This is a genomic window from Marinobacter xestospongiae (genome assembly GCF_023156385.1).
Lineage (GTDB): Bacteria > Pseudomonadota > Gammaproteobacteria > Pseudomonadales > Oleiphilaceae > Marinobacter > Marinobacter xestospongiae.
This window is the reverse complement of sequence record NZ_JAKZAK010000021.1, coordinates 33,188-57,268: the sequence shown is the minus strand read 5'-3', so window position 1 is coordinate 57,268 and position 24,081 is coordinate 33,188. Positions and strand designations below refer to the sequence as shown.

General features: G+C 59.5%; 20 protein-coding genes and 1 tRNA gene. 9 read left to right on the top strand and 12 right to left on the bottom strand.

Going from position 1 to position 24,081, the window contains the following annotated elements; all coding sequences use genetic code 11:
• Positions 1-120 precede the first annotated feature (120 nt).
• Complete coding sequence (gene thpD / locus MLD24_RS15345; protein ID WP_248167719.1) at positions 121-1,056, top strand: ectoine hydroxylase; 936 nt, start codon at positions 121-123, stop codon at positions 1,054-1,056.
• Position 1,057: 1 nt separating this feature from the next.
• On the opposite strand, the gene MLD24_RS15340 is transcribed toward thpD, so the two are convergent.
• Entirely contained in the window at positions 1,058-1,729 is a 672-nt protein-coding gene (locus tag MLD24_RS15340) for a DUF2959 domain-containing protein (protein WP_248167716.1), read from the bottom strand.
• A gap of 376 nt (positions 1,730-2,105) precedes the next feature.
• Between MLD24_RS15340 and MLD24_RS15335 the strand changes: the two genes are divergently transcribed.
• The gene (locus MLD24_RS15335; RefSeq protein WP_248167714.1) at positions 2,106-2,399 is read left to right on the top strand and encodes a type II toxin-antitoxin system RelE/ParE family toxin; all 294 of its coding nucleotides are present in this window, start codon (positions 2,106-2,108) and stop codon (positions 2,397-2,399) included.
• Positions 2,400-2,413: 14 nt separating this feature from the next.
• Positions 2,414-2,737, top strand: coding sequence for a HigA family addiction module antitoxin (locus MLD24_RS15330; RefSeq protein WP_248167711.1), 324 nt, complete (start codon positions 2,414-2,416; stop codon positions 2,735-2,737).
• 373 nt (positions 2,738-3,110) lie between these two features.
• Here MLD24_RS15330 and mnmE read toward each other — a convergent pair whose 3' ends face one another.
• From mnmE to rpmH, 5 genes are all read right to left on the bottom strand, one after another.
• Positions 3,111-4,475, bottom strand: a complete 1,365-nt coding sequence (mnmE, locus tag MLD24_RS15325) for a tRNA uridine-5-carboxymethylaminomethyl(34) synthesis GTPase MnmE (protein WP_248167798.1) — start codon at positions 4,473-4,475, stop codon at positions 3,111-3,113.
• Between the two features lie 78 nt (positions 4,476-4,553).
• A complete protein-coding gene (gene yidC / locus MLD24_RS15320; RefSeq protein WP_248167708.1) occupies positions 4,554-6,248 on the bottom strand; it encodes a membrane protein insertase YidC in 1,695 nt (564 codons plus the stop codon).
• A gap of 4 nt (positions 6,249-6,252) precedes the next feature.
• Positions 6,253-6,534 carry a membrane protein insertion efficiency factor YidD gene (yidD, locus tag MLD24_RS15315; RefSeq protein WP_248167706.1) on the bottom strand — a complete coding sequence of 94 codons (282 nt, stop codon included), beginning with the start codon at positions 6,532-6,534 and terminating at the stop codon, positions 6,253-6,255.
• Positions 6,535-6,545: 11 nt separating this feature from the next.
• Positions 6,546-6,956, bottom strand: a complete 411-nt coding sequence (gene rnpA, locus MLD24_RS15310) for a ribonuclease P protein component (RefSeq protein ID WP_248167703.1) — start codon at positions 6,954-6,956, stop codon at positions 6,546-6,548.
• A 20-nt stretch (positions 6,957-6,976) separates the two neighbouring features.
• Positions 6,977-7,111, bottom strand: coding sequence for a 50S ribosomal protein L34 (gene rpmH / locus MLD24_RS15305; protein ID WP_227173016.1), 135 nt, complete (start codon positions 7,109-7,111; stop codon positions 6,977-6,979).
• An 864-nt stretch (positions 7,112-7,975) separates the two neighbouring features.
• Here rpmH and dnaA point away from each other — a divergent pair.
• The 6 genes from dnaA (at position 7,976) to MLD24_RS15275 (ending at position 18,432) form a co-directional block, all read left to right on the top strand.
• Positions 7,976-9,457 carry a chromosomal replication initiator protein DnaA gene (gene dnaA / locus MLD24_RS15300; RefSeq protein WP_227173015.1) on the top strand — a complete coding sequence of 494 codons (1,482 nt, stop codon included), beginning with the start codon at positions 7,976-7,978 and terminating at the stop codon, positions 9,455-9,457.
• A gap of 91 nt (positions 9,458-9,548) precedes the next feature.
• Positions 9,549-10,652, top strand: coding sequence for a DNA polymerase III subunit beta (gene dnaN, locus MLD24_RS15295; RefSeq protein WP_248167700.1), 1,104 nt, complete (start codon positions 9,549-9,551; stop codon positions 10,650-10,652).
• 70 nt (positions 10,653-10,722) lie between these two features.
• A complete protein-coding gene (locus tag MLD24_RS15290) occupies positions 10,723-11,994 on the top strand; it encodes an ABC1 kinase family protein (protein WP_248167698.1) in 1,272 nt (423 codons plus the stop codon).
• A 1,918-nt stretch (positions 11,995-13,912) separates the two neighbouring features.
• Positions 13,913-15,040 (top strand): DNA replication/repair protein RecF, encoded by a 1,128-nt coding sequence (gene recF, locus MLD24_RS15285; RefSeq protein WP_248167695.1) that lies wholly within the window; start codon positions 13,913-13,915, stop codon positions 15,038-15,040.
• Between the two features lie 23 nt (positions 15,041-15,063).
• Positions 15,064-17,478 (top strand): DNA topoisomerase (ATP-hydrolyzing) subunit B, encoded by a 2,415-nt coding sequence (gene gyrB, locus MLD24_RS15280; protein WP_248167691.1) that lies wholly within the window; start codon positions 15,064-15,066, stop codon positions 17,476-17,478.
• 180 nt (positions 17,479-17,658) lie between these two features.
• Positions 17,659-18,432 carry an SDR family NAD(P)-dependent oxidoreductase gene (locus MLD24_RS15275; RefSeq protein ID WP_248167688.1) on the top strand — a complete coding sequence of 258 codons (774 nt, stop codon included), beginning with the start codon at positions 17,659-17,661 and terminating at the stop codon, positions 18,430-18,432.
• Positions 18,433-18,546: 114 nt separating this feature from the next.
• Here MLD24_RS15275 and MLD24_RS15270 read toward each other — a convergent pair whose 3' ends face one another.
• The 6 genes from MLD24_RS15270 to glyQ form a co-directional block, all read right to left on the bottom strand.
• Positions 18,547-19,305: a VC0807 family protein gene (locus tag MLD24_RS15270; protein WP_248167686.1), complete on the bottom strand. Its 759-nt coding sequence runs from the start codon at positions 19,303-19,305 to the stop codon at positions 18,547-18,549.
• A 100-nt stretch (positions 19,306-19,405) separates the two neighbouring features.
• The gene (locus MLD24_RS15265; protein ID WP_248167683.1) at positions 19,406-19,945 is read right to left on the bottom strand and encodes a hypothetical protein; all 540 of its coding nucleotides are present in this window, start codon (positions 19,943-19,945) and stop codon (positions 19,406-19,408) included.
• 221 nt (positions 19,946-20,166) lie between these two features.
• A tRNA-Pro gene (locus tag MLD24_RS15260) sits at positions 20,167-20,243 on the bottom strand.
• Positions 20,244-20,303: 60 nt separating this feature from the next.
• A complete protein-coding gene (gene gmhB / locus MLD24_RS15255) occupies positions 20,304-20,852 on the bottom strand; it encodes a D-glycero-beta-D-manno-heptose 1,7-bisphosphate 7-phosphatase (RefSeq protein ID WP_248167681.1) in 549 nt (182 codons plus the stop codon).
• A 7-nt stretch (positions 20,853-20,859) separates the two neighbouring features.
• Positions 20,860-22,941 (bottom strand): glycine--tRNA ligase subunit beta, encoded by a 2,082-nt coding sequence (gene glyS / locus MLD24_RS15250; protein WP_248167678.1) that lies wholly within the window; start codon positions 22,939-22,941, stop codon positions 20,860-20,862.
• A 2-nt stretch (positions 22,942-22,943) separates the two neighbouring features.
• Positions 22,944-23,927, bottom strand: a complete 984-nt coding sequence (glyQ, locus tag MLD24_RS15245) for a glycine--tRNA ligase subunit alpha (protein ID WP_227173005.1) — start codon at positions 23,925-23,927, stop codon at positions 22,944-22,946.
• Between the last annotated feature and the right edge of the window lie 154 nt (positions 23,928-24,081).

Here is a 24,081-nt window from a genome sequence, read left to right as displayed (position 1 = left end):
CGCCATAGGTAATTGCAGGTGTTGAATTTTTCAGCACCGCCCCCACACATCTGGCGACCAATCACACAGGAGTCAATCAACCATCCGCCAACGCGGTGACCAAAAGCAGGAGGTTCGATAATGGACATTCGATCTGACGACTTTTACCCCACCCGCCTTGAGCGTCCCCACGCCAGTTTCGAACGCCGGGACCCGGTTATCCACAGCGATTGCGCCGAGCGGGCGAACGGTCCACTGAGTGACACCGAGCTGGCCCGCTACCAGCGCGACGGCTTTCTGGTGTTCAACGACTTTCTCGATGACGACACAGTGCGCCGGTTTCGTGCCGATCTGCAGGGCTATGAGCAGGATGACAGCGTGCTTCAGGCGGAGGGCACGATCACCGAGCCCGGCAAGCAGGAAATCCGCTCCATTTTCGGCATTCACGAAATGTCCGAACGCTTTGACCGCCTGACCCGCGACCCACGGCTGCTGGACATGGTGCATCAGCTGCTGGGCAGTGACGTCTACATCCACCAGTCGCGCATCAATTACAAGCCGGGGTTCCACGGTCGGGGGTTCGACTGGCATTCGGATTTTGAGACCTGGCACGCCGAGGACGGGATGCCACGGATGCGGGCGGTGAGTTTCTCCATCGCCCTCACCGACAACACCCCGTTCAATGGGCCACTGATGCTGGTGCCGGGCTCGCACCGAACCTTTGTTCCCTGTGTCGGCCGCACCCCGGAGGACAACTACCGATCATCCCTGAAGCAGCAGAAGATCGGCGTACCCGCCGACGCCGAACTGGACCGGCTGATCGATCACCACGGCATTCAGGCGCCAACCGGCCGGGCCGGGTCGCTGATCGTATTCGAGTGCAACACCCTCCACGGCTCCAACGCCAACATGTCACCCTGGCCCCGGAGCAACCTGTTCTTCGTGTATAACAGTATCCACAACCAGCTGGTCCAGCCCTTCTGCGGCAACCGGCCGCGCCCCGGTTTCCTCGGCAATCGCGACCAGCCCCATGGGATTACCGCCCGGCCTCACTCGCCCTCACGTCAGGTGGGCTAATTCAGGGCTGGCGCAGGCTGCGGACGAAGTCGTCGGATTCGGCCATGGCCTGTTCCATGTCGCGGATCAACTGATCGACATCGGCGCGGATGCGCCCCAGTTCGTTCTCCAGCGCGCCGATGGCCTGGGCGTTGAGGTTGTGCTTGAGAAACAGCACCTGGTCCTCAAACGCCTCCAGTACCGGCGCCATCCGTGCCTCAGCCTGGTGCATGCGGCGGATCAGCGTGGCGTACTGGCGGCGGGTGTCCCGCAGCTGCTGCTCGCTGGCCCGCCGCAGGTTGGCGTTCTGGTAACGACCCAGTTCCTCCTGCCACTCCTCAAACAGGGCTTCAGACACGTCCTCCACCGAGTCGATGCGGGCGCGGACATCTTCCGCCACGCTCTGGCTGTCCTCGAAGGCATCCCGCAGCTCCTCGTACCGGGCCTTGAGGTCGGTGTCCGGGGTCTCCACCACGTGCTGGAACCGCGCCAGCGAGGAACGGAAGGTGGTGCGGGCCTCATCCTGACTTTCCCGCGCTTCCTCCACCCGGTCCACCAGGATTTCCCGCTTCTCAATCCCGAATTTCTCCATGGTGTCGTAGTACAGGCTGGAGCACCCGGACACCAGGACCAGCAGCACCAGTCCGAGTAAACCTGTGGAAAAGCTGTTAGCAACATCGCGGCTAGGGTTCATCTGTGCGTACTCTCCTTGGCAATGGGTCGGCGTGCCCTGTGGTTGCAGGCAACTACTTGCCGAACCATAGTGTATTAATATATTTAAAAAACAATAAATTAAGATTTTCTCAGAGCACCTGTGGAGCACGAAAAATGTGTCTATGTTGGCAATTTTTAAGAATCGGCTCCAGCTCACCCAATTCCAAACTGGGGTAAGTGGGAGCCTTGTATATGCCTCAACCTGCATAAAATCAGAGCATTGGAACCGTTTCATAGCTCCTTCTACCAACACGGACTATAGTAACATCGCTTTCTAAACGTATTCGTTCTCATTTAAACAGCATTGACGCACAACATCGCTGTGCATAAAATGGACAGAAAGTAACCAGGCTACTATGGCGGTTGAATTCAGGGATGCATGGCTGGAGGCTTTTTACGACGAAGACCAAAGCCACAAGAAGATACCCAGCACTATTGAAGGCGCACTATTCAGAAAGGTTCAGATTCTGGATGCCGCGACGCAAGAGTCAGACTTGAGGATTCCACCGGGTAACCGTTTTGAACATTTGCAGGGAAACCTTTCTGGCTGGTGTTCGATCCGGGTTAACAAGCAGTATCGCCTGATTTTTCGCTGGGAAGATGGCACCGCCCAGGATACGTATCTAGACCCGCATGTTTACAAGGGCTAGAGGAGGTTATGGTAATGAGGAATACAAAACGTCGTCCAGTGACGGTAGGCGAAATGCTGGTAACCGAGTTTCTGGAGCCGATGAACATAGAAATCAGTGAACTTGCCAGGGCAATGGGCGTGCACAGAAATACACTCAGTCGGATTGCGCATGACAAAGGGACATTAACCGCTCCCATGGCGATTAAACTCGCAGCTGCGCTGGGGAACACACCTGAGTTCTGGTTGAATATCCAGCACTCCGTTGAGTTATGGGATGTTCGCCATCGTGCCTATGAGCAGGAAGCGAAAAATGTGAAACGTGTAAAGCCTGATGTCCTGCCGCTAAAGAAAGCCTGAAGAACAGCGTAACTGTTGCATACTGATCGGAACCGGCAAGCTGATCCCATCGCCTTGTGGCTTTTCTCGCGTTTTCGGGACGTGCATTCAAGCTTGAATTCAGGAGCCTTTCAGCTTCCAGCCACTGCGTGGCGCCTGCCTTTGATTTCAAACGTTGCTGCAGTTCCAGTTAGGTGCCTTTCAATGCTTTGTGCCAACAACAGCGCACCTATCAAGCGATACTTTCGTAACCTCGATATTGAACACCTCATCCAGTGCTGACCGAAGGCCTTTGTGGTTATCCCAGACAGCTTTCTTGTTGAGCCGCTCAGCCGCTGCAGAAAAAGTTCATTGGTTTACTTTTGGTTGTTGTGGATAACCCTTTTTCACCACGTCACTTGCCGATACAGAAACTGGAAAAAATCTTCCCGAGCAGGTCGTCCGGGGTCAGGGTGCCGGTGATTTCCCCCAGGGCATCCTGGGCGGCGCGCAGATCTTCCGCCAGCAGCTCGCCGGCACCGTAGCCGTCGAGCTGCTGCTGACCTTCGAGCAGTGACTGGCGGGCGCGGTCGAGGGCATCGAGATGGCGCCGCCGGGCCAGGAAACCGCCCTCGGTAGTGGCGGCAAAGCCCATGCACTGCTTGAGGTGATCCCGCAGCACCTCCAGGCCACTGGCGGATTTGGCCGCCAGCCGAATCACCGGTGCACTGGCGTTTTCCACTACGCCCACCGCTTCACCGGACAGGTCCACCTTGTTGCGGATCACCGTGACTGGCGCCGACGCCGGCAGCAGGTCGATAAAGTCAGGCCAGATGGCGTGGGGCTCGGTGTCGGCCGTGGTGGTGGCGTCCACCATCAGCAGGATGCGATCGGCCTGGCGAATTTCGTCCCAGGCGCGGGCGATACCGATCCGTTCCACTTCGTCCGGACTGTCCCGCAGGCCGGCGGTGTCGATGATGTGCAGGGGCATGCCATCGATGTGGATATGTTCCCGGAGCACGTCCCGGGTGGTGCCTTCAATGGCGGTCACGATGGCCGCTTCCCGCCCCGCCAGGGCATTGAGCAGGCTGGATTTGCCGGCGTTGGGGCGACCGGCGATCACCACCTTCATGCCGTCCCGGAGGATACTGCCCTGCTGGGCCTCCGCCAGGATGGTATCCAGATCCGCCATGATGGCGGCCAGATCGATGGCCACCTTGCCATCGGCAAGAAAGTCGATCTCCTCCTCGGGAAAATCGATGGCGGCCTCGACGTAAATGCGTAAGTGGGTGAGCGCCTCCACCAGGGTGTCGATGCGGCGGGAAAACTCCCCCTGTAACGAGCGCACGGCGCAGCGGGCCGCCTGCTCGGAGCTGCTCTCAATCAGATCGGCAATGGCCTCCGCCTGGGTCAGATCGAGCTTGTCGTTGAGAAAGGCGCGTTCGGAAAACTCTCCGGGGCGGGCCAGACGGGCCCCGAGGCTGCACACTTCCCGCAACAGCAGGTCTAGGATGACGGTACCCCCGTGGCCCTGGAGTTCAAACACATCCTCGCCGGTAAAGGAGTTCGGGTTGGGGAAAAACAGCCCGATGCCCTCATCGATCACCGCCCCGTCGGCCTGGCAGAACGGGCCGTAGTGGGCGAAGCGGGGCCGAGGTTCAAAACCCAGCAGGCGGGTAGCAATGGTTTTGGCCGCTGGCCCGGAAACCCGGACGATGCCCACGCCGGCCTGACCCGGAGCAGTGGCAATAGCGGCAATGGTGTCGGTGGTCATCGACAGCTCCTGGCTGTGGACAGAACGCACAAAGGCCCCTGAAAAGGGGCCCCTGTGGATAACTAACGGCGATGAAGGCTGCCGTCAGTGTTTCTTGCCCGCGGATTCGGCTTCGATCTTGCGGGTAATGTACCACTGCTGGCTGATCGACAGCACGTTGTTCACCAGCCAGTACAGTACCAGACCCGCCGGGAACCACAGGAAGAAGATGGTGAAGACCAGTGGCATCAGTTTCATGATCTTGGCCTGCATCGGGTCCGGCGGTGACGGGTTGAGACTCATCTGCAGGAACATGCTGGCGCCCATCAGGATCGGCAGGATGAAATAGGGGTCCATCACCGACAGATCGTGTATCCACAGCATGAACGGCGCATGCCGCAGCTGAACACTCTCGAACAGGACCCAGTACAGCGCGATGAAGACCGGCATCTGCACCAGGATCGGCAGACAGCCGCCCAGTGGATTGATCTTCTCTTTCTTGTACAGCGCCATCATTTCCTGGGACATGCGCTGGCGGTCTTCGCCGTACAGTTCCCGCAGACGGGTCAGTTGTGGCGCTACCGCCCGCATCCGTGCCATCGACCGGTAACTGGTGGCGGAGAGTTTGAAGAATACCCCCTTGACCAGCACCGTCAGCAGAATGATGGCCATACCCCAGTTGCCGACCAGGCTGTGGAACCATTCCAGGATGTAGAACAGTGGCAGTGCGATGAAGAACAGGAAGCCGAAATCGACGGTGCGATCCAGGTTCGGTGCAACCTGTTCCAGGCGATCAATGATCTTCGGACCGACGTAGGCGGTAGCGCCGATCTCGGCACTGTCGCCAGGCTCAACCACGGTGGCCGGACTGACAAAGCCCATCACCACCAGGTCACCGCGCATGGTGGTCTGGAACTGGTTGGCCTGTTCCTGGGTCGGCACCCAGGCGGTGAGGAAATAGTGTTGCAGGAACGCCAGCCAGCCGTTATGAACCGTCTGGTTGATGGGGTTTTCCCGCAGATCGTCAAAATCGTGCTTGTCGTATGGGTCCTCGGAAGAACTCATCACCATGCCCAGGAAGGCCCGGATGCCCATGCTGTTCTGGGCAGTGGGGTCAGGACTGCGATCACGGACAATTTTGCCGGAAAAGTTGCCCTGCCAGGTGGCGTCGGACTGGTTGTTCACCAGATAGCGAACGTCAACCTGGTAGCTGTCCCGGGTCAGGGCGTACCGCTTGGTGACTTCCACCCCGCTGTCGGCTGTGAACACCAGATCGACGGTCAGCTGATCCTGATCGTCGCCGAGCTGGTAGTGGCTCAGCTCGCTGGCGTACACCGGAGTATCGCCATTACGCCGGCTGTCAAAGCCGTTCCGACCAATCAGACCACTTTCCAGCATGTAGGTGCGCTGGTCATTATTTTGCAATAACTTCAGTGGGTTACCGCTATTAAGATCGTCTTCGTAGTGGAGCAGCTCGGCTTCCACCAGATTGCCGCCGACCCGGTCAATGGTCAGCGTCATGACATCGGTGGTGACGGTAATCAGCTGATCAGACACTTGGCTGGCATTGGCGTCGTTCGCCAGACCGGTGGTGGTACTTTCCGGTGTGGTGAATTCCTCATCCGCTGTATCGCCTGTCGCTACAGGTTCGCTGCCGTCGGCAGAAGCCAGGGTTGGCGCGCTGGACTCACTGGTTACCTGGGCCGTTGGGGGCTGGTGATAGTCCTCATTCCAGGCCAGTACCATCAGGTAACTGACAATCGCCAGGCCGGCGTAAAGAGCAATGCGTTTGATGTCCATAAACCTACTGTGTCGTCTGGTTGGCGTTAACAGAGCGGATGGAACTGCCTTCCGGAGAGGGCGGTGTGGGCGTTGACGGTGGTACCGGGTCGTAGCCGCCGGGTGACCAGGGGTGACAACGCAGTAATCGTCGACCCGCCAGATATGAGCCGCGAACCGCACCATGGCGTTCGATGGCTTCGATGGCGTAGTTGGAACAGGTCGGATAGTGACGGCAATGACTCGCCATCATGGGACTGATTGCGTACTGGTAGCAACGAATGGGCAGGAGCAGCAGTTTGCGCATGGACCCGTTCCCTAAGCCGTCCCGGAATTGCGGGTTTGGGCGTTGACCGGTGGTGCTGGCTGGTTGCTGGCCAGGCTTTTGCGCCGTAACCGTTGCCAGAGTTCGTCCAGTATGTCGTGCAGTTTGGCGTTTTCAATGCCGGCCAGGCCCTGTCGGCCCAACACAATGATGTCAACGGCAGGCAGGTCAGGGTGCTGACGAAAGCTTTCGCGCACCAGTCGCTTGACCCGGTTTCGCTGGACCGCGTGTTTCAGGTTCTTCTTGGCGAAAATCAGCCCAAGACGGGGTCGACCAAGCTCATTAGCCGATGCCAGAACCAGAAAATGGCGGTGCGGAACCTTGATCTGGACGTTATCGAATACCCTGCCGTAGTCCCCCGGACGCAGTAAACGGGCGTTCTTGGGAAACGACAGGGAATTCATTGCAGCTGCAGACTGTCCGATCAGGCGGACAGACGAGCGCGACCCTTGGCACGGCGACGAGCCAGAATCTTGCGGCCGTTGGCAGTAGCCATGCGGGCACGGAAACCGTGAACACGCTTACGCTTCAGGACGCTCGGTTGAAACGTTCTTTTCATGGGAATGCTCTCACGTTACAGAAGTTGGATGTTCAGTTGCTGGCTGCAAAATGAACAGCCAAAACAGGAGCGGCATTCTAGGGCAAGTGCAAGTCTAATTCAATGGCCTGATGGTGCGGTGAAAGTTACGGATTGCCGAAGTTTTGATCAGGGCCAGGAACCGTGGTCAGCCTGATTGGCAATGGACCGGACGTTTGCTGCAACACCGGTGGTGGAGGTCAGCGATCGTATGGCCCCGTCATCATCTAATATGTCATCAAAAGTGACATGACGTGTGGTGTGAGGAAATGCTTGCTCAGGGCAGGACATTGTTCGCAGCAATTTCGGGTCAGTGGGGATGGGATCGATGGCTGGTGACAGGATCAGTTAATTAAACCAATAGGTCTTTTTTTATTCTCTTTAAAGATATTTATTACTGTTATAGGGCAACAGGTATTCTGTGGATACCTGTAAAAACGCCATTTAAATCAAAAAACTGCAACGATGACAACCGGGTTGACTAGTGCCTCTGAGGGCTGTGGGTAACCGTCGGGGGGATTGGGGATAAAACGTGACCAGGGCAATTGGACGAGTTATGCCATGATGGGTCCAACGTCTGGACACAGGGTTTGACCCCGGGTGCCAACAGGGTCCTGTGAATAACTTTTCTGTAGCGGATTATCTGTACACAACGCTGTCGGTAAGTCTGCAACAAGCTGAAAAACATCATTATAGATTTCCACAGGCTGTGAATGACCGCCCTGGTGCCCTTTTCCTGGCGGTGTTTGGCAGGGTAGAATCCGGGATTACCTTTTCCACGACGACGTTTCTGGCGGTGACCAGAGGTGTTCTCGCTGGCGTTTATAAGCATCGGAGGCGGGCGACGTGCCGCAGACCATTTGGCATCAATGTCTAGAAGTACTCCGGGATGAGTTTCCCGCGCAGCAGTTCAATACCTGGCTGAGACCGCTGCAGTCGGATCAGCGCGACGGGCAGCTGATGCTGTTTGCCCCGAACCGGTTCGTGATGGACTGGGTGAATGAAAAGTACCTCCGCCGTATAGAGGAAGTACTCAAGGATCTGGAGGGTGGTCAGGCCCCGCGGGTTCATATGAAAGTGGGCTCGGCGCCCAAGGCCAGTGAGCCGGTGGCGCGATCCCAGCCGGCGGCGGTGCAGACGCCGACGCCAGTCAGTGATGAGGAAGCCGGCAGTGTCACCGAAGAGGAAGCCGGTGTGGCTGCCACGGTGGTGGAGCCGAAGACCCAGTCGCTGGCCCAGACCACCGCTGCCCGAACCAGGAATGACAGCGAACGGCGGCCGGTGCAGGTGGAAGGGGACATCAAGCATCAGAGCTTCCTTAATGAAGGCTTTACCTTCGAAACCTTTGTCGAAGGTAAGTCCAACCAACTGGCACGGGCGGCCTCGATGCAGGTGGCAGAGAACCCCGGTGGTGCCTATAACCCGCTGTTCCTCTATGGCGGCGTGGGCTTGGGTAAGACCCACTTGATGCACGCCATCGGCAACGAGATTGTTCGCCGTAATCCGGGCGCCAAGGTGGCGTACCTGCGCTCGGAACGGTTCGTGGCGGATATGGTCAAGGCGCTGCAGCTCAATGCGATCAATGAGTTTAAACGCTATTATCGCTCGGTGGACGCGCTGCTGATTGATGACATCCAGTTCTTTGCCCGTAAGGAGCGGTCCCAGGAAGAGTTTTTCCATACCTTCAACGCCTTGCTCGAAGGCGGCCAGCAGGTGATTGTGACCTGCGACCGCTTTCCCAAGGAAATCGTCGATATGGAAGAGCGGCTCAAGTCCCGGTTTGGCTGGGGCCTGACGGTAATGGTGGAACCGCCGGAGCTGGAAACCCGGGTGGCGATCCTGATGAAAAAGGCGGAACAGGCCAATGTTCGTCTGAGCAGCGAAGCGGCCTTCTTTATTGCCCAGAAAATCCGCTCCAACGTGCGGGAACTGGAAGGGGCGCTGCGACTGGTGATTGCCAACGCCCACTTTACCGGGTCGGAAATCACGCCGCCGTTCATCCGCGAGAGCCTGAAGGATCTGTTGGCGCTGCATGAAAAGCAGGTCAGCATCGACAATATCCAGCGCACCGTAGCAGAGTATTACAAGATCAAGGTGGCAGACTTGCTGTCGAAACGGCGCACCCGCACCGTGACGCGTCCCCGTCAGGTGGCGATGTCGCTGGCCAAGGAACTGACCAATCACAGCCTGCCGGAAATTGGCGAGGCGTTTGGCGGACGGGACCACACCACGGTTCTGCACGCCTGCAAGAAAATCGTGGAATTGCAGGAATCCGATCCCAATATCCGCGAAGACTACCAGAACTTCATGCGGCTGCTGACCACCTGAGGGACCGGCGCCGGGACCGGCCGACGCCAGGCAAGCCGTAAACAGAACGATTATTCACAGACCCATCGAACCAGTAGACCGAGTGCCAGCCATGAGACTGACAATCAGCCGCGAGTCCCTGCTTACCCCGTTGCAATCCATCGCCGGGGTGGTGGAACGGAAACAGACCATGCCGGTGTTGTCCAACGTGCTGTTGGACGCCGAGGGCAATACCCTCACCCTGACCGGCACCAATATGGAAGTGGAACTGGTCGGCCGGGTCACCCCGGTACACGTCGACCAGCCGGGTCGGATTACCGTACCCGCCCGCAAGTTGGCGGATATCTGCCGCGCCCTGGGCGACGAGTCGCCGATCGAACTGTCGCTGGAGGGTGATCGCCTGCACCTGCACTGCGGAGCCAGCCACTTTACCCTCTCCACCCTGCCGGCGGAGCATTTCCCCAACGTGGAAGACGAGGACGAGAGTTTCCGGCTCGAGTTGCCGCAAAAGGAACTGGGACGGATGCTGGATGCGACCGCGTTCGCGATGGCGCAGCAGGATGTGCGTTACTATCTCAATGGCCTGTTGCTGGAAGTAGACGCCTCCCACGTTCGCACGGTCGCCACCGACGGCCACCGTCTGGCGATGGCTCACCTGGAACTGTCCACAGGCTGTCCCGATCTGCGCCAGGTTATTGTTCCCCGCAAGGGGGTGCTGGAACTGGCACGGCTGGTGGACGATCTGGAAACGCCGGTGACCCTGGTGATTGGCGACAACCATCTGCGGGCCACCATCGGCGCCTACACCTTTACCTCGAAACTGATCGAGGGCAAGTTCCCGGACTACAACCGGGTGATCCCGCGCGGCGGTGACAAGGTCGTACTGGCAGACCGGGCGACATTGAAAAATACCCTGCAGCGGGCGGGCATTTTGTCCCACGAAAACATCCGCGGTGTGCGTCTGAACCTGGCGCCCAACCAGCTTCAGGTGTTTGCCAACAACCCGGATCAGGAACAGGCCGAAGACGCGCTGCCGGTGGAGTATCAGGGCGAATCCCTGCAGATTGGTTTTAATGTAGGCTATCTGGTCGACGTCCTGAATGCGCTGGACGAAGACCAGGTCAAGATTACCCTGGCCAACCCAAACAGCAGTGCCCTGCTGGAGGCACAGAACGACAACCGTTGCCTGTACGTGGTCATGCCCATGCGGCTGTAATCGAGCCGGGCGTGTCAGGCCCTGAGACAGAGAGCGTCACAGAGACATCATGGCAGCAAGGATATCCATCATGACCGCAGTGACCAATGGCCTGAAAGGCGCGTTTCGAATCGGCCAGACCCTGAGTGTATTGGGTCGCACCGGTGTCAACTGGGCGCTGGGGGATCGTCCCCCGGCGCCACGTCTGCTGCGCCAGACGTTTGAATCCCTCGGCGCGACCTACATCAAACTGGGCCAGTTCATCGCCAGTTCCCCCACCTTTTTCCCCAAGGCCTACGTGGAGGAATTCCAGTACTGTCTGGACCGGACCCCAAGCCTGCCGTTTGCCACCATTCGCCGGATTATTGCCGCCGAGCTGGATCGGCCGATTGATCAGGTGTTTGCCCAAATCGAGCCCGAAGCTCTGGCATCGGCGTCGATCGCCCAGGTGCATGCGGCCAGGCTGGTGAGTGGAGAAGAGGTGGTGATCAAGGTGCAGAAGCCGGGTGTGGAAAACATCCTGCTGACCGACCTGAACTTTCTTTACGTGTCCGCGCGGATTCTCGAGACCCTGGCGCCAAAGCTGTCCTGGACCTCGATGTCCGGCATTGTGGAAGAAATTCAGCGCACCATGATGGAGGAGTGTGACTTCATCAAGGAAGCCAACAACCTCCAGGTATTCCGGGATTTCCTTCACAATACTCATAATGAGGATGCGACGGTTCCCCGTGTCTACCAACACGCCAGTACCCGGCGGATACTCACCATGGAACGCTTCCACGGAGTGCCATTGACGGATCTGGAGAGTATTCGCGGTTACGCCCGTGATCCTGAACGCACCCTGATAACCGCGATGAATACCTGGTTTGCCAGCCTCACCCAGTGCGAGTTCTTCCACGCCGATGTACACGCCGGTAACCTGATGGTGCTGACCGATGGCCGTGTCGGGTTTATCGATTTCGGCATCGTTGGCCGCATTCGGCCCGATACCTGGCAAGCGGTCTCGGACTTTATTTCCGCGGTGATGGTGGGCAACTTTGAAGGCGTGGCCGACGCCATGATCCGTATCGGAGTGACCCGGCAGACGGTGGTTGCGGCGGATCTTGCCGACGACCTGCGGCGACTGTATCAGCAGATGGACCGGATGGTTCCGGACATGGATAGCTATCAGCCCGATCAGGCTGAAGACGACGTCAACAGTATCCTGATGGACATGGTCAAGATCGGCGAAGGCCACGGCCTGCACTTTCCCCGCGAGTTTGCCCTGCTGCTGAAGCAGTTCCTCTACTTTGATCGCTATGTCCATATCCTGGCGCCGGAAATGGATGTGTTCATGGACGATCGCCTCACCCTGCTCCACTGATCGCTTAAGGGGTGTTGCCAACCGCCGGCTGTCCGCCGGTGTTGGCACATTCTGTTCACCATCCGTCTCTGACTTCCGCCCCCAGCAAGTTTATCCACAAACCGTCGATTCGCAGATCATCTGCTTTGGCTTTGCGGACACTGTGCATAACGTTTTGCAGCGTAACCACAGTTATTCCTTGTGTTCTGTGGATAGCTTGTGTGTAGTCCTGTCTTTCAATCGTCAAAAAGCCCCAGTTGTCCACAGACCGTGGTTTGTCCGCAGCTCAGCCCTACAGACGGTGTGTTTGGAAAGTTCAGTGTTCCCGCTCCTTGCGGGAGAGTGAACCTGTCGATGGCGCTCTTCAGGAGCATTTTGGGTCATAAAATCATCAGCCCCGGGTCTATCCACAAGGACTGTGCATATCCACAGCATAAACTCCGGCGCGGGTATGCTCTGGCCCGAACAGTCGTCTCGGTACGGTTTTCCGGTTATCAACAGAACAAGGTCGAGCCGGATCGGTTTGGCTGGCTGTGGATAGTTTTCTTGACGGTTTTTCCTGAGCTGCCCGCAGTTATCGGGCCGGTGATTGTCGGTTCATACCCGCGTTTTTCCGGTGCCAGGTAGCCCGACCGGTTTTCCTGGTATAACTGTGGATATCTTTTCCGCCGTGTTCGCCAACCGTTCGCGTCACTGCCCTTATTCGAATCCAGGCTAAACCGGGCAAATCCGCCAGTGGGGCGAGTTCCGTTCCGATCGTGAGGGGGCCTGGACGTTCCGTTCAGACAGATCCGGGTCGCTCTGTGATCCTGAACATCTTGTGCATAACCTTACCGGGCTGCCAGCGCTCGCTGGGGATACTGACGTCGTTCTGCTCGCACCGTTTGTGGTTTGTTTTCCACAGGAAGATGATCTGGGTGGTTGTGGATGAATGAAGCGCTGTCCGGAAAAGGTTGTCCGTGGGCGACACGCCGTTTAACGGTGAATCTCGTTAACTATGAACGGTGGTTTTACATTGCCTGTGTTCGGTTTTCCTCTGCCCCCAGTCCCCAGTCCATGGTTTATCCACAGCAAGCAATTCGGTGGGGGTCGATGCGGCCGTTTGGTCCGGGTCTCGGCCGTACGACTCCCGGATTTCCGGCGATGGCCACGCTTTGTGGATGGAAACGAAGGGGCCGGGCGTTTTCCGCCGCAGGACCGTTCGTTCTCCGGTCCCTACGAGTGGCCCGCCCAAAGGACAACCGCCAATGGCGCGGAATGTCGCTCTACCGCAACAGGTCGCGTTCTAGCGAACTGATTCGGAGGTCTCTCGAGACTCCTTTGGTGATCACAGTGCGCCGACCGGCGACTGTTCTCTGGAAGGCCATCGGGGGAACAGCGGGCATGCGTTCAAGCCAGGCAACTGGTTCACATACGGTGATGAGTCGGATTCACTCCGGATCGGCTCTGAGTGGTCTGAGCGCGGTAGCTGCTGGTACGGTTCATCGGGACTGGTCTGGGCCGCATGGATAGCCGCCGCTATAAGAAAAAGCGCACTGGGGCCACCAGGACAAACCACTCTCGGCGTTGCACCTTCTTTGAAGGCAGCCAGTTTTCCTCTGCAATGCCCTGCATTGAGTGTGAGCCGTTCTGAAGACCAGAGGTGACCCGGAGTCAATCAGAGGTACACCGGGCATCGTTGATGGTAGGAACAGACAAAAGCGGCGAAAGGGTCAGCAACGTTCGATTTGCGACCATGGCATCTAGTAAACTGCTGTTTTGGGCCTGGTGTTCGTTTTGGCTGAATGAGTCGTTCGCGGACCCTGACCTCCTCAGCGGCTCCCGGGACGCCCGGCAACAGCGTCTACGCGCTGGTGTCAGATCAGGCGCCGGCGATGCTGGCCCGGAGTCCCGGTGTGATGCCCTTTCTCTTCCCTTCCATTCAGGTAGTTTCGTCTCAATGGCACTGATCAGACTTCAGACCGAGCATTTCCGTAATCTGACCGGTGACGGCGTCGACTTCTCTCCCGCGTTCAATCTTATCCACGGAGAGAACGGCAGTGGCAAAAGCAGCGTCCTGGAGGCCATTGGTTATCTCGGGCTGGGGCGTTCGTTCCGGGTTCACCGCCATCAGGCGGTGTGCTGCCACGGCGAGAAACGCTTTACCGTGTTTGGAGCCTTGAACAACGGCGCCACGGATGCCTCGGACATGGTCAGCACCGAGGTTGCCCATCGCGTCGGGTTTGCCCGGGATCTGGCGGACAAGGAAACACTGCTTCGCCACAACGGCGAATCGGTACGAAGCCTGTCGTCACTGGCCCGTCTGCTGCCGGTGTCGGTTATCGACCCGGGCGTGTTCGAGATTGTTGGCGGTAGCCCCGGCAAACGTCGGCAGTTTCTCGACTGGTCAGTGTTCCACGTGGAACCTTCCTTTGCGAGTCTCTGGCAGCAGTGCCAAAGAGTGACCTCACAGCGGAATCAGGCGCTCAGAGATGGTAGAATGGACGATCACCTGCTCCGGGTCTGGGACCGCCAGTACGGCGTTCTCGCGGAGCAGGTAACGGAAGCGAGACAGGCAGCGGTTACGGCCTTCCAGCAGGCGTTTGAGACGTTGTTGGAAGAGGTGGAAACGCCCTGGGTGGACGGCCTGAAAGTGGACTTCTATCCGGGATGGGACGTGAAACAGTCCCTGGTCGATGTGTTGGTGTCTCACCGGGAGCAGGAACGGCGCATGGGCCATACCCTGTATGGGCCCAATCGTGCCGATCTACGGTTACGTTATCAGGGACGTCCCGTCGCAGAAACCTTTTCCCGTGGTCAGCAGAAAACCCTGGTGATCCTGATGAAGATCGCCCAGGGCATGGTGTTGTCTGGCCTCGGCAAGCAGGTCACGTTTTTGCTGGACGACATCAATGCAGAGCTCGATCTGGGCCACCGCGCCATGCTGGCCAACAAGCTGCACGAACTTCGGTGTCAGGTTTTCATGACATCCATTGAACGACCCCGTCCGGACGAGTTGTGGCGGGAGGACAGCCTGCCGGAATACCGCATGTTCCACGTGGAACATGGCCGATTGACGGAAGAATAAGCCCCGCGCTTTAGGAGCGTCTAATGAGTGAACAGAGTTATAACTCCTCCAGTATCAAAGTGTTGAAAGGCCTGGATGCGGTGCGCAAACGCCCCGGGATGTACATCGGGGATACCGATGACGGTACTGGCCTGCACCACATGGTGTTCGAGTTGGTGGACAACTCCATCGATGAGGCCCTGGCGGGGTATTGCTCGGAAATCGGGGTGGTCATCCATCCGGATGAGTCCATCACCGTGCGGGATAATGGCCGTGGCATCCCCACCGACCTGCACGAGGAGGAAGGGGTTTCTGCGGCGGAAGTGATCATGACGGTGCTTCACGCCGGTGGTAAGTTCGATGACAACACCTACAAGGTGTCCGGTGGTCTGCACGGCGTCGGGGTGTCGGTCGTCAACGCCCTCTCCTCGACCCTGAAACTGACGGTCCGCCGTAACAACAAGGTTCATGAGCAGGTCTATACCCACGGCGTGCCCAACGCCCCCTTGACGGTGGTGGGCGACACCGACCGCAGCGGGACCGAAGTCCAGTTCGTGCCCTCTGAAGAGACCTTCACCAACATCAAATTCCATTACGACATCCTCGCCAAGCGGCTGCGTGAATTGGCGTTCCTCAACAGTGGCGTACGCATCCGTCTGCAGGATGAGCGCAGCGGCAAGGAAGAAGTGTTCGAGTACGAGGGTGGATTGAGGGCCTTTGTTGAGCACCTGAACACCAACAAGACCCCCATCAATGAAGTTTTCCACTTCAACAAGGAACGGGAAGACGGCATTGCTGTGGAGGTCTCGATGCAGTGGAACGATGCCTTCCAGGAGAACATCTTCTGCTTCACCAACAACATTCCCCAGCGGGATGGCGGTACCCACCTGGCAGGCTTCCGCTCTGCCCTCACCCGCTCCCTGAACAACTACATCGAGCACGAAGGTCTGGGCAAGAAAGCCAAGGTAGCCACCTCCGGTGATGACGCCCGCGAGGGCCTGACCGCGATCATCAGTGTCAAGGTGCCCGATCCCAAGTTCTCGTCCCAGACCAAGGACAAACTGGTCTCCTCCGAGGTGAAAACCGCGGTGGAACAGGAGATGTACCAGGTGTTCTCCGACTTCCTGCAGGAGCACCCCAACGAGTCCAAGCAGATCGTCAACAAGATGATTGAAGCTGCCCGGGCCCGTGAAGCGGCTCGCAAGGCCCGCGACATGACCCGTCGCAAGGGCGCGTTGGACATTGCCGGCCTGCCCGGGAAGCTGGCGGACTGCCAGGAGAAAGACCCGGCCCTGTCCGAACTGTTCATTGTGGAGGGTGACTCGGCCGGTGGCAGTGCCAAGCAGGGCCGTGAACGTCGCACCCAGGCGATCCTGCCGCTGAAAGGTAAGATCCTCAACGTCGAGAAAGCCCGCTTCGACAAGATGCTGTCCTCCGCCGAGGTCGGCACGTTGATCACTGCTCTGGGCTGCGGTATTGGCCGCGAGGAGTTCGATCCGGAGAAGCTTCGCTACCACTCCATCATCATCATGACCGATGCGGACGTCGATGGCTCCCACATCCGGACCCTGCTGTTGACCTTCCTGTTCCGCCAGATGCGGGAAATTATTGAGCGGGGCCACGTCTTCATTGCCATGCCGCCGCTGTACAAGGTCAAACGGGGCAAACAGGAACAGTACCTGAAGGATGAGAAGGCCAAGGAAGCGTACCTCACCCAGAGCGCCCTGGAAGGCGCCCAGCTGTTCGTGAACACCGAAGCGCCGGCGATCAAGGATTCCGCGCTGGAAACCATGGTGAAGGACTACCAGGCGGTGATGGCGATGATTGAGCGGCTGTCCCGGGCCTACCCGGCGCGGGTACTGCAGGAGATGCTCAAGGTCGAGACCCTGACCGTCGACAGCCTCAAGGACGAAGCCACCGTTGCCGCCTGGGTCGGTTCCCTGGGCGAGGATCTGTCCCTGGATACCCGCACCGGCACCAAATACACCTTCTCTGTGGAAAAGGACGAGGAGCGTCAGCTCTACCTGCCGAAAGTGGTGATCTACATCCATGGCATCCCCCACGCCCATGTATTCAACCACGAGTTCTTCGAGTCAGCTTCCTACGCCGCCATTGCCCGCATGGGCGAGACGCTGAATGGCCTGATCGAGGAAGGCGCCTATGTCCAGCGGGGCGAGCGCAAACAGGCGGTGCTGAGCTTTGAGGGCGCCCTGGCGTGGCTGATGAAGGAAGCCCAGCGAGGCCTCAACATCCAGCGCTACAAGGGACTGGGTGAGATGAACCCGGAGCAGCTGTGGGAAACCACCATGGACCCGGAAACCCGCCGGATGATGAAGGTGACCATCGAGGACGCCATCGCCGCGGACCAGATCTTCACCACCCTGATGGGCGACGACGTCGAACCCCGCCGGGACTTTATCCAGACCAATGCCCTTGAGGTGACCAATCTGGATGTCTGATCCCGTGCAGTGTTAGACGGCACTGACAAAAAGCCGGCCCCGGATTTCCTGGGCCGGCTTTTTTGTGTCTGTGAATCAGCTCTTGTGAAGGCGATAGCAATCCACTGTGGATAGCCATTGGCGCCCTGTGCCGGGCTCGGATAAGCTGCTGGAACCCCATGCCGTCACAAGGAGACAACAATGACAAACGAACGCTTTAGCCTGCGGGGCCGGGTGGCCCTGGTGACCGGTGCCTCCAGTGGCCTTGGCCGCCATTTCGCAGCTGTACTGGCCGAGGCCGGTGCCCGGGTGGTGGTGGCGGCGCGCCGTCTGGAGCGCCTGGAATCACTGGTGAGCGAGCTTGAGCAGGCCGGTGGCCAGGCCCTGGCGGTGGCGATGGATGTGACCGACAGTGACTCGGTGTTGACTGCCCTGACTACCGTGGAAAACCAGTTCGGGCCGGTGGAGATCCTCATCAACAACGCCGGCATTGGCGACCCTCGTCCGTTCCTGGAGACCACGGAAGCGGACTGGGACCGGATGATGGACACCAACCTCAAGAGTGCCTGGTTCCTGGCCCGGGAAGTCAGTCGCCGTTTGGTGGAGAAGGGGCAGCCCGGCAGCATCATCAACATCGCGTCGATCCTGGGCTTGAGGGTCGGTCGGGATCTTAGCCACTACGCGGTGGCCAAAGCCGGTGTGGTGCAGTTGACCAAGGCGCTGGCGGTAGAGCTGAGCCGACACCGAATCCGGGTCAATGCCCTGGCTCCGGGCTATTTCCGCACCGAAATGAACGACGAACTCTTTGCCACCGAGCAGGGCCAGCGTTACATCCAGCGCCAGGTTCCGATGGCGCGACTGGGGCAACTGGAGGATCTCAGTGGCCCGCTGCTGCTACTGGCCAGCGAGGCCGGAGGCTTCATGACCGGAACGGTAATCCCGGTCGATGGGGGACATGTCACCAACCCGCTGTGATATCGGGCTGGTGGTCACCAGCAGTTGATAACAGCTCGTTGGGTAACAGGTAGTTGATAATAGATAGTCGGTAACAGATCGTTGTTGATAGATAGCCAATAACAACAGGGGGCGTTACCGCCCCTTGTTGGATTCGGACGGGCCGTCGGGCTGTTCGCTGCCATGGAGGTGCGGCGACATCACTTCTTCCAGGGTGTAGCCGGTCAGGCGGCGGATGGTGCGCCATAGGTAGTAGAAAATGGCAATCATCATCACCATCGACGGAATCGCGATCATCGGGTAGCTCACCAGGGTCATTCGTCCCAGTTCTTCGTTGAAGGCCTGGGTGCCCGCCGGGCTGGTGACGATCCACTTGGCGAGAATGTAGTTCATCGCGGAGGAAAAGAAGAAGGTGCCACTGAACAGGTAACTGGCCTTCAACAGCCTTGCTTCAAACTCGGCTTCGCTGTTGCGTTCCACCAGTGCCCGCTGGATTTTGTCGACATCCAACACTGACGGGTTGTACAGCAGCGTACGCACCAGCGGGTACTGGGTGCGGGTGGACACCAGTACCGCCAGACCAATCAGCAGCGGCACTGCGGCTTCCTTGATGGCCAGCCACTGCGGGTCCAGCTCCATCAGACCGATACCGCCGGTGAGGCCGACGCTGATCACCCCAAGCACTGCAATGAAGTTGTACTTGCGGTAGCGGAGCAGCTCAAACAGCCCCCAGCCCAACGGAAAGGCGAGGCCAATGACCAGCGCCCAGGTGCTGCCGAGGTAGTCGTCGCCGCTGAGCTTCATCAGGATCACGGACGGAATCACGATGCTGACCAGCAGATCGACCCAGGGACGAGGTTTGTGGGTGGGAGTGGTGTTCGTGGTCTGGGTCATGGAAATGCCTGCACGGGTTGTCGTTTCAATTCTGTGGCTCTATATCTGAGGGCTTTGTCCGGGCCGGCCACTGCCCTGCCCTATCCACCTGGCTACGTACCTACCGACTGCGGGGCTGGTCCGCCCGGGACTCGCCGCCAATGTAGAGAAAGTTGGTGTAGTGCCGTACCGGGCCTCCGAGCTGTACGGTGGTCTGTACCGACACCAGGGCGTCGCTGTCCGGGGCACGGAATCGGGAGGCGTAGCCGTCGGTCTCACCGGCGCGCTGGCGCCAGTCGCCCTCTTCCTGCCACTGCGGCCCGAGACAGTTTTTAACCGACGCCAGCGCCTGCTGGTGACGGCTCTTGGCAATGTCCAGACTGGGGCTGGTGGCGGCGCACAGGTAGGCGGCATCGCCACGACCCCAGCTCCAGATCTGGCAGTGACCTTCGATCAATTCGGTCTTGGCGCGGTAAACAGTGCCGGCGATGAAGCTGTCCCCCTTGCCGCGGAAACTGGCGAAGTCGGCATCGTAATCGGCAATCAACGCCTGCAGGCTGCCACAGACATCGTCGGTACCAACACTCAACGGTTGGCTGCTGCAACCGGCCAGGAGGGTGGCAACGGTGATCAGACCGGTCAGCTGGGGGCTCAGTTTCATGCTATATCCTTATCAGCCAGGATTCCTGGCACGCAATGGGGAACAGACAGTGTGTGTCAAAACTGGCACCCAGTTTAGCGTGGATTGGCGACGAAGTGTGACTGCGGGTGAACGGAGGCTGCCGTGTGTGAACGAGCGGCGCGCGTGAACGTACATGCAACCGGTTTGGTTGGTAGAGAAACAGGACGAATGAAACAGGGATAAAGCAGGGAGGGAAAGATTGGTCGGCGTGAGAGGATTCGAACCTCCGACCCCTTCGTCCCGAACGAAGTGCGCTACCAGGCTGCGCTACACGCCGAACAACGGCCGGTATTATACGGAAACAGCGGCTTTTTGCCAGTGCCCAGCGGAGAAATTTTTATCGGCTGGTGGCAAGCAGTGTGTCGACCAGGGTTGCCAGGTTATCGTACACCTGCACGCCCGCCAGAGGCCGTTCCCGCAGGTGGTGCTCGGTTTCGCGACCGTTGCCGGTGCGCACCAGGCAGGGTTGGCAACCGGCGCCGAGGGCGGCTTCCAGGTCCTTGCGGCTGTCGCCAACCATAAGGGTGCCAGCCAGGGTGCTCAGGCCGAGCCGTTGGCGGATCTGCTCCAGCAGGCCGGTGGACGGTTTGCGGCAATGGCAGTGCTGATTGGGATGGTGAGGACAGTAGGCGATCAGGTCGATACGGCCGCCCAACGGTTTGAGCAGATCGGCCATCTTGCTGTGCATGGCCTCCAGAGTATCGACGTCGTAATAGCCCCGGCCGATGCCGGACTGGTTGGTGGCAATGGCCACGGTGTAGCCGGCATGGCAGAGACGGGCGATGGCTTCCAGGCTGCCGGGAAGGGGCAACCACGCGGTTGGCGAGCAGATGTAGCTGCCATCGTAGTGGTTGATGACCCCATCCCGGTCCAGGATGACCAGCATTGCCGTGTTAGCTGGCGGTCGGCAGCAGTGAGATGTCGGCGACCCGCAGGAACAGGTTGCGCAGACGGTTCAGCAGCGCCAGGCGGTTGTTGCGAACGGCGTCGTCCTCCGCCATCACCATCACTTCCTCGAAGAAGGTGTCCACCGGCTGGCGCAGGCCCGCCAGTGAGCTCAGCGCAGAGCCGTAGTCCCCCTGCTCGAACAGCGGCAGTACCGCGTCGGCCTGCTTGGCCACGGCATCCGCCAGGGCCTGTTCGGCACCGTCCTGCAGCAGGCTGGTGTCGACGCTTTCACCAATGCTGTCGCCACCCTGCTTGGTGAGGATGTTGGAGACCCGCTTGTTGGCCGCTGCCAGGGCCTGGGCTTCCGGCAACTGACGGAATGCCTCCACCGCCTTGATGCGGCGATCGAAGTCCAGAGGCCGGGTGGGCCGGCGGGCATGCACCGCCAGGTAGACTTCGGCACCGATGCCCTGCTCGTCGTAGTGGGCACGGAAGCGCTCCAGCATGTAGTCGACAACGGTGGTGGCAACTTTCTGCTCGCTGAGCACGGTGAAGTTCTCCGCTGCCCACTCGCAGCAGGTCTGCAGATCCAGCGGCAGGGCCCGCTCGATGATGATCCGCAGGACCCCCAGGGACGCCCGACGCAGACCAAATGGGTCACGGGTACCGGACGGCGGCTGGTTGATGCCGAACAGCCCCACCAGCGAGTCGATGCGGTCGGCCAGGGCCACGGCGCAGCCGGTCAGGGTGGTGGGCAGGTCATCACCGGCGTAGCGCGGCATGTACTGCTCATTGAGCGCCTTGGCAACGTCGGCCGGCTCGCCATCGTGCTCAGCGTAGTACTGACCCATGATGCCCTGGAGGTCGGTGAACTCCAGCACCATTTCGGTGACCAGATCGGTCTTGGCCAGCATGGCAGCACGTTCGGCCAGCGCCGGATCACTGCCGATGGCATCGGCAATCTTGCGCGCCAGAGCGGCGACCCGCACGGACTTGTCGTAGAGGCTGCCGAGTTTTTCCTGGAACACGATCGGCTTGAGCTGCTCGACTCGGTCTTCCAGCCGGGTCTTGCGATCGGTCTCGTAGAAGAAGGCAGCGTCGGACAGCCGCGGCCGGATCACCTTCTCGTTGCCGCTTACTACCTGCGCCGGGTCCTTGCTTTCCAGGTTGGCCACGGTGATGAACAGCGGCAGCATGCGGTCATTATCGTCGACCACATGGAAGTACTTCTGGTGCTCTTCCATCGACGAAATCAGGGCTTCGGCGGGCACCTCCAGGAAGCGCTCCTCGAAGCGCCCCAGCAGCGGTACCGGCCACTCATTCAGGGCGGTGACTTCGTCCAGCAGGTCGTCGTTGATCACCGCGCGGCCGTTGCCTTCATTCTTGGCGATGGCAGCCACACCGGCACGGATCACGTCACGGCGTTCCTCAAAATTGGCCAGTACCCGGCCCTCTTCTTTCAGCACCACCTCATAGTCGTTGGGGGTGGGAATCAGCAGCGACTTGGGGCAATGGAAGCGGTGACCACGGGTCTGGTTGCCCGGGGTCAGGTTGAGGATCGGGGCATCAATCACCTTGTTGCCGTACAGCAGCACCAACCAATGTACCGGACGGACGAATTCGGTGCGGTAGGCGCCCCAGCGCATGCGCTTGGGGATCGGCAGCGCCGCCAGGGATTTCTCGATCAGTGCCGGCAGCAGCTCAATGGTGGGCTTGCCCTGCTCTACCGTGCGGTAAACCACCCAGGCACCCTTGTCGGTTTCCAGGGTGTCGAGCTGATCCGGGGTGACCCCCAGGGAGGTGGCGAAGCCATTGAGGGCGCGGGTGGGGTTACCGGCGTCGTCGAAGGCGGCCTTGACCGCCGGACCGCGTTTCTCCACCGGCTTGTCCGGCTGGGCATCGGCGAGATCGCGGATACGCACCGCCAGGCGACGGGGGGCGGCGAAGCTTTCCACCGCACCGTGATCGATGCCGGCGTCAGCCAGCCCGTTGACGATGCCCTGGGTGAACGCGTCGGAAAGGGATTTCAGCGCCTTCGGCGGCAGCTCTTCGGTACCCAGTTCGACCAGAAAATCCTGTGTTGCCATGGTTATGCGTTCCCCTTAGCAGAGTCGTTCGCTTGTTCGTCGTCGGCCAGCAGTTCCTGACGCAGGGCCTCGGGTGCCAGCGGGAAGCCAAGGGCCTTGCGGCTGTCGAAGTAGGCCTGGGCAACGGCTCGGGCCAGGGTGCGTACCCGCAGGATGAAACGCTGGCGCTCGGTGACCGAGATGGCGTGGCGGGCATCCAGCAGGTTGAAGGTGTGGGAGGCCTTCAGCACCTGCTCATAGGCCGGCAGTGCCAGTCCGGCTTCGATCAGGCGCTTGCTCTCGCGCTCATGGACGTCGAAGCAGTGGAACAGGAACTCGGTGTCGGCGTGCTCGAAGTTGTAGGTGGACATCTCCACCTCCTGCTGGTGGAACACGTCGCCGTAGGTGACCACGCCGTCCGGGCCCTGGGTCCACACCAGGTCGTAGACGCTGTCCACGCCCTGCAGGTACATGGCGATGCGCTCCAGACCGTAGGTCAGCTCGCCGGTAACCGGGTAGCACTCGATACCACCGACCTGCTGGAAGTAGGTGAACTGGGTGACTTCCATACCGTTGAGCCAGATTTCCCAGCCCAGACCCCAGGCGCCCAGGGTGGGGGATTCCCAGTTGTCCTCAACGAAACGGATGTCGTGGACCAGTGGGTCCAGGCCCAGGGCCTTGAGGGAGTCCAGGTACAGCTCCTGGATGTTGTCCGGCGACGGCTTCAGCACCACCTGGAACTGGTAGTAGTGTTGCAGGCGGTTGGGGTTTTCACCGTAGCGACCGTCCGTGGGACGGCGGCTGGGCTGCACGTAGGCGGCGTTCCAGGTCTCCGGGCCGATGGCCCGCAGGAAAGTGGCGGGGTGAAAGGTGCCGGCACCGACTTCCATATCCAGTGGCTGGAGCACGACGCAGCCATGCTGCGCCCAGAAATTCTGCAGCGCCAGGATCAGTCCCTGAAAGGTGTTGAGGTCCTGGCTTCCGTTGAGAGTTGCCTTGTCTGTCACGACGATTGCCTGCTATCGGTCTGTGTGTGGCGTACCGGACTGAACCCTCGGCACGCAGCGAATGTAAAGTTGCCGCATTATACGCTGCTGTCGCCGGCTTTTCTAAGCCGCGATGGCGCGCCCCGCCGGCACGGGCCGGAACGGCTGTGAAGCG